The sequence below is a fragment of the Paenibacillus tyrphae genome (assembly GCF_024158745.1).
Classification (GTDB): domain Bacteria; phylum Bacillota; class Bacilli; order Paenibacillales; family NBRC-103111; genus Paenibacillus_G; species Paenibacillus_G tyrfis_A.
The window spans coordinates 1-14,669 of sequence record NZ_JAMZAW010000045.1 but is presented as its reverse complement, the minus strand read 5'-3'; the positions used below and the strand labels follow the sequence as shown (position 1 = coordinate 14,669).

The 14,669-nt window shown below is 46.5% G+C and carries 11 protein-coding genes and 2 pseudogenes; 12 read left to right on the top strand and 1 reads right to left on the bottom strand.

Going from position 1 to position 14,669, the window contains the following annotated elements; translation table 11 throughout:
* Positions 1-288: 288 nt before the first annotated feature.
* The 11 genes and pseudogenes from ycaC to NI000_RS35715 all read left to right on the top strand — a co-directional run.
* Positions 289-852: pseudogene (gene ycaC, locus NI000_RS35765) on the top strand (isochorismate family cysteine hydrolase YcaC); the annotation flags it as partial.
* A gap of 225 nt (positions 853-1,077) precedes the next feature.
* Positions 1,078-1,355, top strand: a pseudogene (locus NI000_RS35760) (ring-cleaving dioxygenase); the annotation flags it as partial.
* Between the two features lie 137 nt (positions 1,356-1,492).
* On the top strand, positions 1,493-2,575 hold the full coding sequence (locus NI000_RS35755; RefSeq protein ID WP_253416058.1) for a peptidylprolyl isomerase: 1,083 nt from the start codon (positions 1,493-1,495) through the stop codon (positions 2,573-2,575).
* Positions 2,576-2,665: 90 nt separating this feature from the next.
* Positions 2,666-4,747 (top strand): right-handed parallel beta-helix repeat-containing protein, encoded by a 2,082-nt coding sequence (locus NI000_RS35750; protein ID WP_253416044.1) that lies wholly within the window; start codon positions 2,666-2,668, stop codon positions 4,745-4,747.
* Positions 4,748-4,917: 170 nt separating this feature from the next.
* Positions 4,918-5,352, top strand: a complete 435-nt coding sequence (locus NI000_RS35745; RefSeq protein WP_253416043.1) for a hypothetical protein — start codon at positions 4,918-4,920, stop codon at positions 5,350-5,352.
* A complete protein-coding gene (locus NI000_RS35740; RefSeq protein WP_253416042.1) occupies positions 5,288-6,658 on the top strand; it encodes a sensor histidine kinase in 1,371 nt (456 codons plus the stop codon). The genes NI000_RS35745 and NI000_RS35740 overlap by 65 nt, the downstream gene beginning before the upstream one ends.
* 12 nt (positions 6,659-6,670) lie before the next feature.
* Positions 6,671-8,008 (top strand): response regulator transcription factor, encoded by a 1,338-nt coding sequence (locus NI000_RS35735; protein WP_253416041.1) that lies wholly within the window; start codon positions 6,671-6,673, stop codon positions 8,006-8,008.
* Between the two features lie 124 nt (positions 8,009-8,132).
* Positions 8,133-9,866, top strand: coding sequence for an extracellular solute-binding protein (locus tag NI000_RS35730; RefSeq protein ID WP_253416040.1), 1,734 nt, complete (start codon positions 8,133-8,135; stop codon positions 9,864-9,866).
* Between the two features lie 82 nt (positions 9,867-9,948).
* Positions 9,949-10,839, top strand: a complete 891-nt coding sequence (locus tag NI000_RS35725) for an ABC transporter permease (RefSeq protein WP_054975450.1) — start codon at positions 9,949-9,951, stop codon at positions 10,837-10,839.
* A gap of 12 nt (positions 10,840-10,851) precedes the next feature.
* Entirely contained in the window at positions 10,852-11,742 is an 891-nt protein-coding gene (locus tag NI000_RS35720; protein WP_253416039.1) for a carbohydrate ABC transporter permease, read from the top strand.
* Positions 11,743-11,773: 31 nt separating this feature from the next.
* The gene (locus tag NI000_RS35715; RefSeq protein WP_253416057.1) at positions 11,774-13,033 is read left to right on the top strand and encodes a Gfo/Idh/MocA family protein; all 1,260 of its coding nucleotides are present in this window, start codon (positions 11,774-11,776) and stop codon (positions 13,031-13,033) included.
* Positions 13,034-13,255: 222 nt separating this feature from the next.
* Here the strand turns inward: NI000_RS35715 and NI000_RS35710 are convergent, their stop codons facing one another.
* Positions 13,256-13,480 carry a transcriptional regulator gene (locus NI000_RS35710; RefSeq protein WP_108533875.1) on the bottom strand — a complete coding sequence of 75 codons (225 nt, stop codon included), beginning with the start codon at positions 13,478-13,480 and terminating at the stop codon, positions 13,256-13,258.
* A 547-nt stretch (positions 13,481-14,027) separates the two neighbouring features.
* On the opposite strand from NI000_RS35710, the gene NI000_RS35705 reads away from it, so the two are divergent.
* Positions 14,028-14,588, top strand: coding sequence for a GNAT family N-acetyltransferase (locus NI000_RS35705; RefSeq protein WP_253416038.1), 561 nt, complete (start codon positions 14,028-14,030; stop codon positions 14,586-14,588).
* Positions 14,589-14,669: the final 81 nt, after the last annotated feature.

Here is a 14,669-nt window from a genome sequence, read left to right as displayed (position 1 = left end):
TATATACGGACGATGGAACAATCAATGCTTGACCGGGGACCAGCGTCGCATCTGTGAGGCCATTTACATCACGAAGCGTATCGAAGGAAACTTGATATTTTGACGCAATAAAAAAAGAGAATCTCCATATTTCACTGTATAAATAAACATATGAAATCAGGCCTCCGGAGAAAAGATTTTTCCTCCAAAAAGATATTCAAAGTTAGGCATGTTTAAGAACAATTTTTATCGTAAGCTTTTCTTAATGATCATTTTTTTTTTTTGAAATGAAAATGAAAAGAGAAGTGGATTATAAAAATATATGGTGTTGATGAGTTTATGAACAATGTAGTATCTCTAGCTAAGACCGCTAAATTTTTTGATTTACCTGTTATCTTAACTACAAGCTTTGAAAATGGTCCGAATGGTCCAATAATGCAAGAACTTGTTGACATATTTCCAGATGCACCAAAAATTGCTCGTCCAGGCCAAATTAATGCTTGGGATAATGAAGATTTTGTTAAAGCGATTGAAGCAACTGGTAAAAAACAACTTATCATCGCGGGTATAGTTACAGATGTCTGTGTTGCTTTCCCAGCACTTTCCGCTGTAAACGCTGGTTTTGAAGTATTTGTGGTTACTGATGCTTCTGGCACATTTAGCAAATAAGTAGCGAACGCGGCATTAATGCGAATGGACCATGGTGGCGTACAACTTATGAACTGGTTTAGCGTAGCAGCAGAATTACAACGAGATTGGCGCAACGATGTCGAAGGTTTTGGCGCACTACTTGCCGGCCAACTTCCTGGTTATCAAAATGTCATCGGAAGCTACATGGGAGCACAACAAGACGTTACCAAGAAAAACAACTAACTAAATAAAAGCAGTAAACGCAACAACCGCGGATTTCATAATAAATTCGCGGTTATTGCTGCTTCCATTTCAATCCCACGGACTCCTGCTAACCATATGCTTATTCAACCACGGCGTATGCATTGAATTAATCAACTTAGATTTATAAGGGGAACCAATTTCACTATTTCCTAACTTACTAGGGGTTGGCATAATTGTTGCAACTCCCGGTGGCTTAGGCATAGTTTAATCCTCGTAGCTGATAACGGTGAAAAAGGTGTGAGAGAAGGAGTTCCTTGGCAAAGGGATGACATCCCGTTGGAGCATGCCATTATTGGTTTAGGACCTGTAACCCTCACAGTCGCAATTGCAGAACTAACAAAAGGGGATTATCCTGATATATTGGTTTATGCAACTGGTGAAGGCGGTAGCGGTGCAGAAGTTCATATTGAAACAAGAACTGATTGCCAAGGGTCCGCTTAGGTCGTGGAGGTGTTCACCACGTTGCCTTGGCGGACCAGAACCTAATTTCATTTCCGGAATCGCAAAAGTAAAAAATTTAGAAGTCAGTGTAAAGGAATCGAAATTGTTAAGTGCACAGGATCAGCTTACAATTTGTATTAAAGGGATGAAAGCGTTTTAACGAGGAGGCCGGGTCTTGATGTTCAAAGAACGCATATTGCATTCGAATCATAGACGAATCCTTATCATTTTTAGTTTGTTGACCGTCATGGTAACAGCGGCGTTTTCGGGCGGAGCTTGGTGGAAAGGGAACGAGGAGGATGTGATCGCTACGGTCAATGGCAGTCCGATTTACGTGGAAGAATTCCAACGAGCGATTCGTTTGAACAAATCGGCGATCATGAACTATTTTCGCGATCAGCATCATGCGGATCAGTCCGAGACGTTCTGGACAACTTCTTTCGATGGCGAGATTCCTATTGAGATGCTGAAGAAGAAGGCATTGGATGATTGTGTGCGTTTGAAGGTTCGACTGCTGCAGGCAAAGGATCTAGGGATCCTGCAAGACATTAGTTACCCGGGGTTTCTCCGGCAATTGCAGCAAGAGAATCACCGAAGAGCGCAAGCGATCAAGAACCGTCAGGTCGTATACGGACCTGAACGATATGACGAGGATACGTATCTGGAGTATCTGCTGACGAATTCAACCCTTGCTGTGAAGCAGCACTTGCAGCAAAATGCTTTGAAGCAGGGCGAGTCATCGTTGAGATTGTTTTATGAAGAGCATAAAGATCAGCGATACAGGACGCGGGGCTATGTCACGATGCAACGAATTTCACGCACGATCCTGGACTCTAATCATCAAATCGATCCTGCACTCGAACAGAAAGTAAAAAGGCTATTTGAAGAGGCGCATGCCAGGCTGTTATCTGGTGCGTCATTTGAAGACGTTGCCGCAGCCTATGCTGCGCCAGGTACGGAACTGGAATTGACCATTGATCTGGGCGACGAACGACGGAATGCCAGAAGCCCGGTAGCCCAGGCTGCAGCCAAGCTCTCTGTTCAAGAGATTAGTCAGATTATTGAAGATAACGGCAGTCTCCATCTCTTAAAATGCATCGAGAGGGTAGAACCTGACTCGGCTTATCTGGCCTATGAGCAGGTGAAGGATCAAGTGCTTCAGGATTATGTCAACGGTGAATACGAGAAAAAGATTCGTGAAATGACGGCCTCAGCGCAAGTTATGAGGCACGACAAGCTATATCAGTCCTTTCAAATGTAATTTTGAAGCGCTTCAATTTGTTGTAACCGCTTTAATGGCTTGCTGTTGAGGCGTTGCATACATTAATGAAAGGCGAAGGGATGATCATTTATGTACAGAAGAACTGTGCAACGCGCCATTTGTTTGGCGATTGCGGCCGTTATGCTTCTCAGTCTGGCAATAACCGTTCCTCGGGACGCCAAGGCTGCGGGGGGAGCAACCTATTACGTGGATAACGTAAATGGGAATGACGCTTCGAATGGAACAAGCGCCGGGACAGCTTGGAAGACATTAACGAAAGTGAACGCGACGACGTTTGCCCCGGGTGACAAGATTTTATTCAAGGCAGGAGGAGCTTGGCAAGGACAATTATGGCCAAAAGGTTCGGGGGTGAACGGGAGTCCCATTGTTATCGACCAATACGGGACGGGGAATAAACCGCTCATTGCGGGAGTTACGAGCGAGCTGCAGACGGTCTTTTTGAAAAATCAGGAGTACTGGGAAATCAACAACTTGGAGGTTACTAATCCTTCTACACTGCCTTTCTCCAGGGACTGGAAAGGGGCCCGGGGTGAGCGGCGTGGCGTCTATATTTTGAATGAGGAGAGCGGCATCTTAAATCATATTTACATTAAAAATTTGAATATTCATGATGTTGATGGGGTGTATACGACCCGGGCCGGCGGGATCATTTTCGATTCTGTGGGCTCCTATGTGCCAAGTGCGTTTAATGATGTACTGATCGATGGCAATACATTAACGGATGTGGATGCGTATGGGATTTATATCGGTTCGAACTGTACGATTCGGTATGGCATGGGCGATCTTTGGGAGTGGGTTCCTAAGCCTTACGGGTCTTGGACGCCAACGACGAATTTGAAAATCTCGAATAATACGATTGTTCGGCCTGCGACGGGCGGGATTGCATGGAATGTGACGGATGGCGCGATTGTCGAGCGAAATACGGTTCAAGAAGCTACGTTTTTGGCAACAAATGCTTCGATCTGGTGGGCCTATGCGGATAATAACGTGGTTCAATACAATGAATCTTTTGGAAGCCACAACGGGGAAATGGATGGCGAGGGGTTTGATGTGGATGCGGGAAACATAGGCTCCTTGGTTCAGTATAATTACAGTCATGACAATGCAGGCGGCTTTATGTTATTCGTCAATGATACGTATTATACGACGAATACGATCGTTCGCTACAATATCAGTCAGAACGACAAGAATCACTTGTTCCGGTACAGCGGTTCTATTGATACGGTCTATAATTATAACAACACGGTGTACGTCGGAGCGGCATCCGGTAATCCCGTGATGAGCGATTATTTCACGAAATCTTCAGGTGCACCGAAAAATATTAAGAATTACAACAACGTCTACTATAGCGTGGGAGATCGGGGATGGAATCTGACTGGGCAAACTTTTGACTCGAATGCGTATTACGGCGGCAAAACGTTAGTGAACTCGGATGCGCATCGCATAACTGCGGAACCGAAATTCATGAATCCGGGCAGTGGCGGCGTCGGTATGAATACGTTGGACGGCTACAAACTCCAGCCCAACTCACCGCTTATTGGGGCAGGCGTTCCTCTGGCGGACAACGGCGGAAGGGACTATTTCGGTAATGCCTTATATAACGGAGACCCGGATATCGGCGCCTACGAGTATCAAGGTGCGGTACCGCCGGCTACGGGCAAAACGCCAATTGTATTCACACCCGCGCCCATTACCCCAATGCCGGAACAACCGAAGCCGGCACCGGGAAATTTGGCGCCGCTTGCAACTGCGAGTGCATCCATCGCCACTTTGTCCACCAGCTCTATTAAAAGCCTGACGGATAGCTCCTATGACAAAGCTTGGTCGAGTGTGGATAAAGGCGTGACATTCCCGAATTATATTACGCTTGATTTTGGTTCCAGATCGGTAACAGCGAACAAGCTGAAAGTGGTAACCAGGTTTGGAACGGGGCAAGGCGTTACGAAGTTCGATCTTGAAGCTTATAACGGGACGGCTTGGGTGCCGGTGAAGACAGGTATTCAATGGACATGGGCGTATAGCGATACGACGAATGAGACACAGACCCTTAATTTTGACTCTACAACGGCGAAGCAGTTCCGTTTGAAGATTAATGGGGCAAATTTGAAATGGGGCAATTTCGCGATTAACGAGTTGGAGCTGTACAGGTAAAGAAAAAAAGCCGATCATCCTGTGGATGGCCGGCTTTTCCAGTATCTCCCTATTTCTTCCATGAACCGCTTCGCAGTGTGAATAAGATCAATTGAACAAAAGATTCGGGGATGGTAAATTGTTGTAAACGATGAATGCTATTATGGATAAGAAAGCGGGCCGAAAGCATCATGAAACTTCAGGCAACAGGAACGAAGGGTTGGTTTTTATATCAGAAGGTTGTAGTTGTCTTCATTGCATTCATGATTCCACTCGTTGCGATGAACATTTGGGTGAATTACAAAGAGATGTCCTTCACGAAGAAGACGATCACGGATTCGGCTGTAGCCGGAGCTTTTTTTTATGCCAATCAGCTCGATAAGGAATTATATTTTATTCGGAGCCAGCAACTGCAATTTGTCAATAATAAGGATCTTCAGAAGCTTAGCTTTCAAGGGAGCACACTCGATGAGTATGCCTTGTTTGAATTAATTAATCAGACGAAAGACCGGATGTCCGCGATTCAATACTCGAGTGAACTCATCGTCGATGCCGGCGTTTATGTCAAAGAAAATTGGCAAGACCATCTCAAGTATAGGCGGTATCTCGGACACACCGAATTATGAATCAGAATTCATTGTCCTATTAGCCGGGCTGACGCCGAAACCGTCTTTTTATCAAAAAGATGGCCGACTCTTCTTTATTGAGAGCGAGAATAACTCGGGGATCATCTCTTATATCGAGATTTCTACGTCTGGCTTGCGGGAGGCCCTTCGCCAGATTACCACGCTCTATCAAGAATCGGAAGTATTTCTGGGGAGCAAAACACTCGGCCATGTATTATCGACGGCAAAGGATCAGAACGTCATCATTCCCTTGCTTGCACAACTGGAGGAAGGAAATAAAGGGAATGCAAATCCTTCCAGGGTTATCGATATCGCTGGAGCAAGTTATTTTGTAATGACGTGTCCAGTCGGTTCTTTGAATCTGTCGCTGGTCATGTATGTGGATCATAACGAAATTACGCGCCCGCTTAGGCAGTACAGCTTTTGGTTCTACGCATTATTCGTGATTGCAATCGTGGTGCTGCTGCTCTATTCTTACTCGCTTAATTTTATGATCCACAGACCTTTGTCCAAGCTCACCAAGGCGTTCCAGATGATGGAGACCGATAATCTGAATCTCGTCATCGAGTCGAAGACGAGGGATGAGTTTCATTATTTATTTCACAGCTTTAATCGCATGGCGTTCCGTTTGAAGCGTTCGATTGAGGAGAATTATGAGCACAAGATTGCGATTCAGCAATCGGAATTGAAACAACTGCAATCGCAGATCAATCCTCATTTTCTATATAACAGCTTTTTTAACATTTATATGATGTGCAAGGTGGGAGATTCAGACGGAGCTGCGGAGCTATCGCAAAAGCTTGGCAGTTATTATCAATATATAACGAGGAATAGGTCCGACGAGATGCCCTTGTACAAAGAGTATCAGCATGCCTTGGATTATTGTGAAATTCAGTGCATCCGCTTCTCGAATCGAATCCGATACGAACATGAGGAGATACCGGATTATGCGAAGACGGTTTCGGTGCCGCGATTGATCATACAGCCGATTGTTGAAAATGTTTTCGAACATGCCTTCGAAGACGGCATGATGAACGGCATTCTGTCTATGACGGCCGATTATCAGGAAGGGGTCGTACGGATTAAGGTCGAAGATAACGGCCGCCTCCTGACAGACGAGACGTTGCAAAGTTTGCAAGAGCAGTTGCGTGATGAATCCGGACAACAAGAGAAGACGGGGCTCATGAATGTGAATAATCGATTGCAGTTGAAGTATGGGGAGGGCAGCGGGCTTTTCGTCTCTCGCAGCCAACATGGTGGATTGCGTGCCGAACTGATGATCCGAACCCAAAATGAACGAAAGTGAGGGCCTGTTGCCATGTATCGATTGTTAATTGTAGATGACGAGCCGGTGATCGCGAACGGACTGGTTCAGCTTTTACAGGACCGCCAAGAATTTGAATTGGATATCTGCAAGGCGTATTCTGCGGATGAGGCGCTCGAGATTGCGCAGCGAACGAAGTTGGATATTCTCGTGAGCGATATTCGGATGCCGAAGAAGAATGGATTGCAGTTAGTCGATGAGATCGCCTATTACTGGCCTTCGTGCCGGATGATTTTCTTAACCGGATATAGTGAGTTTAACTACGTGTATGAAGCCATTCGCAAGAATGTCGATAATTATATCTTGAAGAGCGAAGGGGTCGAACCGATCTTCGCAGCGGTAAGAGGGGCCATTGTCAAACTGGAGGAAGAGCACCGGAATCGGCTTCAACAGGAAAAGGCGCAATTGCACCTGCGGATCGTTGAATCCTTGTTGAAGAAAGAACTGCTGGAATCGGTGCTGCGAGGTGAAGAATTACCTGCTTTACTGAGAGAAGAGCGCTATGCGGATTTGGATTTCGCCATTGCTTTGGACCGTCCCTCCTTTATTCTCATTGGACATGCCGATCAGCAGGAAGGGATCACGATGAAGCTGCTGGAGGCGGCAGGCTCGATATTTGGCAAGCTGCTGCCCCCTTCGATCGGATGCGAATACACCTTATATGACGGACACCTTATCGTATGGTTCCTGCAACCGAATGCCGAATTAGTAGACCGGCTAAGGGATGAAGCGGATGCTGCAGAGAACGGGCACCGTGTTGTAGCCTATTTGCGAGGGGTGCTGGAACGGGTTCAGAATGAGTGCGAAGAGATACTGGACGTATCGATGTCATTCGGCATTTCGGGGAATATGATGAACCGCTGGGACCAGACCCGCGAGCAAGTAGAAATGATCCGCTCTCTGATCCGTCGAAGAGTTCAGCTTGGTCAGAGAATGGTCATTGTTGATTACGAGCGTACAACGGATAAATCGAGTATACAGATTAAGCTGGCAGGGATTCAGCAGGATGCTTTCAAAAAGGGACTCCTGGATCAGATTCATCGTTATATTGAAGAGCATCTCGCGGGAGACTTGTCGCTGACGGCGATCGCAGAGGAAGTGCATCTTAACCCTTCCTACTTGTCTCGTTACTATAAGCAAATTTCAGGGCACAACTTGATTGAATATATAAAATCCTTTAAGCTCGAATCCGCGATTGCGATGATGTCAGATCCCCATTTGAAGCTAAATGAAATTGCGCTTCGCGTAGGGTTCGACTCTCCGTCTTACTTCGCTACCTTCTTTAAAAAGATGACCGGAAAATCTCCGCAGGAATACCGTAACCTGCAATAGGTCAATAAAGTGAAGGCAATGTAAAGGATTCGAAATTGTAAACGGTTTCTGACCGGGCTTACAATATAAATAGGGAAAGCGACCTGCATGGCCAGTACTTTTTACTAGGGGGAAAGTTTCCAATATGAAGCATTATAAATTTAGAAAAACGAGAATGATTTTGCTGCTTGCTGCTAGCGTATCGATGGTGTCGGCGTGCTCTAGCCAAGGGGGAGACAAGTCAGCGAGTTCTGCGACTCCTGTGGCATCCGGAGGTTCCGCCGGTACTGCGGCGCCAGAACCGCTAGGCAAGTATGCGGAGCCTGTCGTTGTTACGGAAGTGCTTGGATTCAGCACGCCCGAAGACCCTAGAACCACGAAGGGGATTACGCCTGATCAGAACGCTTATCTCAAAGACCTCAAGGATATGTTGAATATCGATGTGAAATATAAATGGACGGTGCCGAAAGATCAATATGAGCAAAAGTTCTCGCTTGCGTTGGCATCGGGAGATTTGCCGGACATTATGGAGCTTAGTCCGAAGGATTATGAGAAGCTTCGGAAGCAAGATATGCTGGCGGATTTAACCGCAGCCTATGATAAATACGCCTCGCCGGATCTGAAGAAATATATGGAGTCCGATGGCGGGTTTGCGATGAAAACGGTAACCAGAGACGGCAAGCTGATGGCCATTCCAAATTTTACGGATCCGGCGCTTGGCACACAGTTGCTGTGGATTCGGAAAGATTGGCTCGATAACTTGAACCTTCAAGTGCCGAAGACGATCGATGAACTGGAAAAGGTTGCGACCGCTTTTGTGAATGACGATCCGGATCGGAACGGGAAGAAGGACACCTACGGCATCGCGCTGGAGAAGAAGCCTTTCTTCTGGGGATTTGATTTGCGCGGGTTCTTCAATGCCTATGGCGCTTATCCTTCGGTAGGAGACAATATTAACGCATGGATTAAAGACAGCAGCGGCAAGCTTGTTCCCGGGTTGATTCAGCCTGAGATGAAGCCTGCGCTGGCGAAGCTCCAATCCTGGTATAAGAACGGTATTCTGGACAAAGAGTTTGCGCTCAAAGACGAGAATAAAGTGGTAGAGGACATCACGGCCGGTAAAGTAGGGATCTCCTATGGGGAATGGTGGTATCCAAACTGGCCGCTCAATCTCAGTGTGGATAAAGACCCGAAAGCGAATTGGATCGCCGTTCAAATCCCTACGCTGGATGGACAGCCAGGGAAATCCATTGTTCCAAAACTACGCAGCGAGAAAGTCTATGCCGTCAATAAAAAATTGAAGAACCCCGAAGCGATCGTGAAAATGTTGAATTTCTATTTGGAAATGGGCAAGCCTCAATATATGGATAAGAATAAACCGGAGAATGGGTACGTCTACAATTGGTTCATGCCAAGAATATCAAATCCGGCTCAAATTGAAACCATTTACACGGAAGTAAACAAAGCGCTGGCGGCCAAACAAACAAAAATTACGGTGAATAGTCCGGATTATAAAACGATACAGGATGTACTGAAAGCGACATTGGATTTGCAGGCGAATGATACCCAAACGGCGTCGCGGGGCGTGAACTGGGGACTGTACTTTAGTCGTGCGGCGGAAGATGGCGGCTGGGGCCTGACGCGCAAGATTCGTGAGAAGGGCCAGTTTGTGGTGAATGAATTCTACGGAACACCGACCCCTACCATGGTTGAGAAAGGCGGTCAGCTTGATAAGCTGATGCTGGAGTCTTTTAACAAAATCATTCTTGGCGCACCTGTTGACGATTTCGATAAATTCGTAGCGAGCTGGAAAACGCTTGGCGGCGATAAAATGACTGAAGAAGTGAATGCATGGTACAACGAGCAAGCTGTGAAATAAATGAACGTATAGTGACGAGGGGAGCGGGAGCCAGCGGCTCCTCTCGTTTTGTCTACTAATGTGTAAGGAGGTCAGTCCAACCATGAGAACTTTTCGCAAAGAGTATCCGCTGCATATCATGCTGATTCCAGGAGTGATTCTGACACTTATTTATTCGTATGGTCCAATGGCCGGACTCGTCATGGCTTTTCAAAATTTTGAGCCGCTGTCAGGCTTTTTTAAATCGGAGTGGGTGGGTTGGGGCAATTTTACGTATGTGTTTCATTTGCCGGATTTCAAACAAGTCTTCTGGAACACGATCCTGATCTCTATCTTCAAAATCGCGCTGTTCCTGCTTGTCCCGCTTATTCTCGCTTTATTGCTCAATGAGGTGACGAAGCGATGGTTCTCGCGGCTTGTGCAATCGACCATTTTCCTGCCATTCTTCTTGTCGTGGACGGTTCTTGGAGGGATTGTGATTGAAATCTTCTCATTGAATGGACCGGTAAATAGCTTATTATCCTTTTTGGGACTTAAGGAAATCATGTTTATGCTGGATAACGGCTGGTTCCGTGGCATCATCATCGGTTCGGATGTCTGGAAAAGCATGGGCTACAATATGATCGTTATGTTGGCCGCAATCACGGGAATTAACGGGACTTTGTATGAAGCTGCGGAAGTGGACGGCGCGGGTCGATGGAAGCAGATGCTGCATATCACTTTGCCCGGTATGCTGCCGATGCTGATTTTGCTGGGCGTCCTGAGTCTGGGGAATATTCTCAACGCAGGCTTTGAGCAAATCCTGATCATGTACAATCCGACGGTGTATGAAGGCGCGGACATTATCGACACGTTCGTCTACCGGCTCGGCTTGTTCAGTCAGCAATTCGGCCCCGCTGCGGCAGTCGGTCTATTTAAGTCCGTCATTTCCCTGGGTCTGGTCTCTATCGCCTACTATGCTGCGTACAAATATAACAATTATCGAATCTTCTAAGGAGGGAGTGACGTGATCCATAAATCATCGGCAAGCAGACAGATGTTTGTGTTGTTTAACACGATCTTTTTGACCTTGATTACAGTACTGGCCATTATTCCATTTGTTCATTTGCTCGCCATCTCGCTTAGCTCCAATACAGCCGCAATGGCCGGCGAAGTGAAGCTGTGGCCTGTTGGCTTCTCCCTGGATGCTTATATTTATCTAGGGGAAAAGGTAGAGTTCCTGCGCTCCTTGCGGGTTTCCCTGGAGCGGGTCGTTCTCGGCACGGCCGTCAATATGTTTCTTGTCTTTATTACAGCATTCCCTTTAGCCAAGTCTAACGACAAGTTCAAGTACAGAACGGTCTATGTTTGGTTTTTTGCGGTTACCATGTTCTTCAGCGGCGGCTTGATTCCAACCTACATGATTGTGAAAAATACCGGATTAATCGATACGATCTGGGCGTTGATCTTGCCTGGCGCATTGAATGTGTGGAACATGGTGCTCATGCTCAACTTTTTTCGGGCCATCCCCAAAGAATTGGACGAGGCGGCCACCATCGATGGGGCGGGTCATTGGCGGGTCCTTTGGCAAGTCTATTTACCCGTATCACTTCCGTCGATCGCGACAATCGGTTTGTTCACGGTCATCGGTCACTGGAATGTCTGGTTCGACGGCATCTTGTATATGAATTCACCCGAACATTATCCGCTGCAGACGTACTTGTCTACGCTCATAACGGCTATCAACTCACAGATGAGTTCAATGTCGCTTGACCAGTTGAAGGCTTTGGAGAATTTAAGCGAGAAAACGCTTCGGACCGCGCAGATATTCATGGGGGCGCTGCCGATTATGCTCGTCTATCCGTTCCTGCAGAAATATTTCGTCAAAGGGATGACCATAGGCAGCGTGAAGGAATGAACGATCAGCATACAGGGAGATGGAAATCATGATGAAGCAAGTAACCGTGGCCTTGGTTGGGGCGGGACTTCGAGGCGTGAATTATTTGGAATATGCGAAGCAGTATCCGGATGAGATGCAAATCGTCGCCGTAGCAGAGCCGAACAGGGAGCGGAGAGAGCATTGCCAAGCGAGACATGGGCTTCCTGACGACAAGTGCTTTACCCATTGGGATGAACTCTTTGCACAGCCGAAGATGGCGGATGCAGTCTTCATCTGCACCCAGGATCAGCAGCATTTTGAACCGACGATGAAAGCGCTGGATGCGGGGTATCATGTGCTGCTGGAGAAGCCGATGTCCCCCGATGCAAAGGAATGCGTGGCGATGGGAGCGCGAGCTGCGCAGCTTGACCGTGTGTTCTCGATATGCCATGTTCTGAGGTTTACGAATTTCTTCGCTACGATCAAGAAATTGCTGGAAGGAGGGGCCATTGGCCAATTGATGTCGATCACGCACAATGAGAACGTCGGATACTGGCATCAAGCCCACAGCTTCGTTCGGGGCAACTGGCGCAGGAAGGACGAATCGAGCCCGATGATCTTGGCGAAGTCCTGCCATGACCTTGATATCCTGCTCTGGCTGGCCGGATCGGATTGCGTAAGCATTTCGTCATTCGGCTCCTTGTCCCACTTTACTTCTGCACAAGCGCCGGAGGGAGCGCCCCTTCGCTGCCTGGACGGCTGCCCCGTCGCAGAAGAATGCCTTTACTACGCGCCGAAACAGTATTTGACCGAAAATACGGACTGGCCAACTTCGGCGATCAGCGATGATTGGAGCTATGAAGGTCGAATCAAGGCGCTGCAGGAAGGACCGTATGGCCGATGCGTCTACCATTGCGACAACGATGTCGTCGACCATCAAGTGGTGAATATGACATTCGCGAACGGGGTTATTGCAGCTTTCCATATGAGTGCCTTTACGAAGGAAATTAGCCGGACGATCAAGCTGATGGGAACGACGGGCGAGATTCGCGGCGCGATGGAGAAGAACGAGATTGAAATTCTCCGTTTCGGCAGCGACAAGGCGGAGCGAATCGATTTGGCCGATGCGGGTGGACATATCGGACACGGCGGCGGCGATTACGGCTTGGTCCGGGATTTCCTCCGGCTCTTGCGCGAAGGCGGCGGCAGCAAAGGGCTGACATCAGCGCATCGCTCCGTGCAAAGCCATATGATGGCGTTCGCGGCGGAACAAGCCCGAGTGGAACAGAGTGTGGTTCGTATGCAGGATTTTGTTGAGCGCTTGTTATAACCGATTTCGATTTGAACGGGAACCGCCTTGCGAAGGTAGGGTGGTTTTCTTTTTTTCTGCCGCTTTATTACTAACAACATAAATAACCGCTCAGATAGCTCCATAATACACAATGTAGGCGACCGGAAAAGATTCGGCCGCCTTCGTTATGTTAACGGGCAGGACTTACTAACTTCAGGCCTTATTTTGTGGAAAGTTCACTTTCTGTTACCCATCCGCTGACTAACGGTGTTCATCGGAAGGCGTTAATTCGTACAGGCTGCGCACCTCACACTGAAGCGTATCGGCGATCGAAATCGCGAGCTTAAGAGACATCACTCTTTTATTGTCGATAAAGTCATCCAGCCGCTCCCGTCTCACCCGCAGTTCAAGCGCCAGCCGTTCCAGCGGTATTCCTGCTTCCTGAAGCCTTTCTTCTAGCAGGCAGCGGCCAAGTTCGTACTTCAATATGCATATGCCCCTCTCAGAAAAAATCGCCCAACGAATCCTATGATTTCCTTTCCGCTTTAGCTTCATCCCCGGCTTGGATCTCGGGAATCGTGAGCGTAAACAGCGTGCCCGCCCCAGGCACTCTTGATGGATACCTCTCCGTCCAGTGCCCGGATCACCTCGTAGGAAAGGCCCATCCGAGCCTGGTGCGTTCGTTTTCGTTGAGAAAAAAATGTATCGAGCCTAGGCTGAAACAGCTGCGGCAGGCTATGAGTAGGCCACACGTAGAGGAGTGTTTTTCAATGTTTATCAAGACCTAAATCCAAAATTACAGCAATTGCATAACAAATACTATTTTAAAAAAAGTAGTAAAGTTAAAAAGCTCCAGTTACTCTATTCCGCAATTGGGCCATATAACGAAATAAATTCTTGTTAAAATTAAAAAAAATTGAAATAATTGTTATTAAGTTAAAGGAGAGCGATTGCAGAAAAAGGTGATACGACTTTCCCTTACTTAAAAATTGTGGAATAGTTAAAAATCCGATTAATTATATTCCGAAAGGGTGTGTGCAATATATTATCAACTAATGTTTTTACTTATAAATCTAAGGATGGAAAAACAGTAATAATTAGAGAAGCTAAAGAACAGGATGCAGAAAGAATGCTAAATTCTGCTTCAAAAGCTTTAATAAACGCTCCATACATGCTAAGTACGGTTGAGGATGTAAAAAATATGAGTGTTGATGCTATTCAAAAAACGTTAAAAGCTTATCATGAAAATCCAAATTATGTACAGTTTATAGCTGAAGTTGATGGTAAGTTAGTCGGTGCAATAGATTTTAAGAACGGAAACAAAGAAAAAATTAGTCATCAAGGGACTTTTGCGATGACCATACTACCTGAATATCGAAATTATGGTATTGGAAGAGCTCTTCTAGAAACGTTAATCAATTGGGCTAAAAATAACAGTAAGATTGAGAAAGTTTGTCTTGAGGTAATGGAAGATAATTTAGGTGCAATCCAGTTATATAAGAATCTAGGCTTTTTTGAAGAGGGTAGAAAAGCAAAGGGTGTAAAATTGGATGACGGCTATCAAGATTTAATATTAATGGCTTTATTCGTTTGAAATTGAATATTATTCAACAATAGGGCGCTTATATGTAGTATGATTTTTTTTCTTACAAACTACAATTATGACAATCGTTTT

Excerpts from the sequence above, each read along its gene's own strand:
- NI000_RS35755 (WP_253416058.1), top strand. The coding sequence starts at position 1,493 with ATGTTCAAAGAACGCATATTGCATTCGAATCATAGACGAATCCTTATC.
- NI000_RS35750 (WP_253416044.1), top strand. The coding sequence starts at position 2,666 with ATGTACAGAAGAACTGTGCAACGCGCCATTTGTTTGGCGATTGCGGCC.
- NI000_RS35745 (WP_253416043.1), top strand. The coding sequence starts at position 4,918 with ATGAAACTTCAGGCAACAGGAACGAAGGGTTGGTTTTTATATCAGAAG.
- NI000_RS35740 (WP_253416042.1), top strand. The coding sequence starts at position 5,288 with ATGTCAAAGAAAATTGGCAAGACCATCTCAAGTATAGGCGGTATCTCG.
- NI000_RS35735 (WP_253416041.1), top strand. The coding sequence starts at position 6,671 with ATGTATCGATTGTTAATTGTAGATGACGAGCCGGTGATCGCGAACGGA.
- NI000_RS35730 (WP_253416040.1), top strand. The coding sequence starts at position 8,133 with ATGAAGCATTATAAATTTAGAAAAACGAGAATGATTTTGCTGCTTGCT.
- NI000_RS35725 (WP_054975450.1), top strand. The coding sequence starts at position 9,949 with ATGAGAACTTTTCGCAAAGAGTATCCGCTGCATATCATGCTGATTCCA.
- NI000_RS35715 (WP_253416057.1), top strand. The coding sequence starts at position 11,774 with ATGAAGCAAGTAACCGTGGCCTTGGTTGGGGCGGGACTTCGAGGCGTG.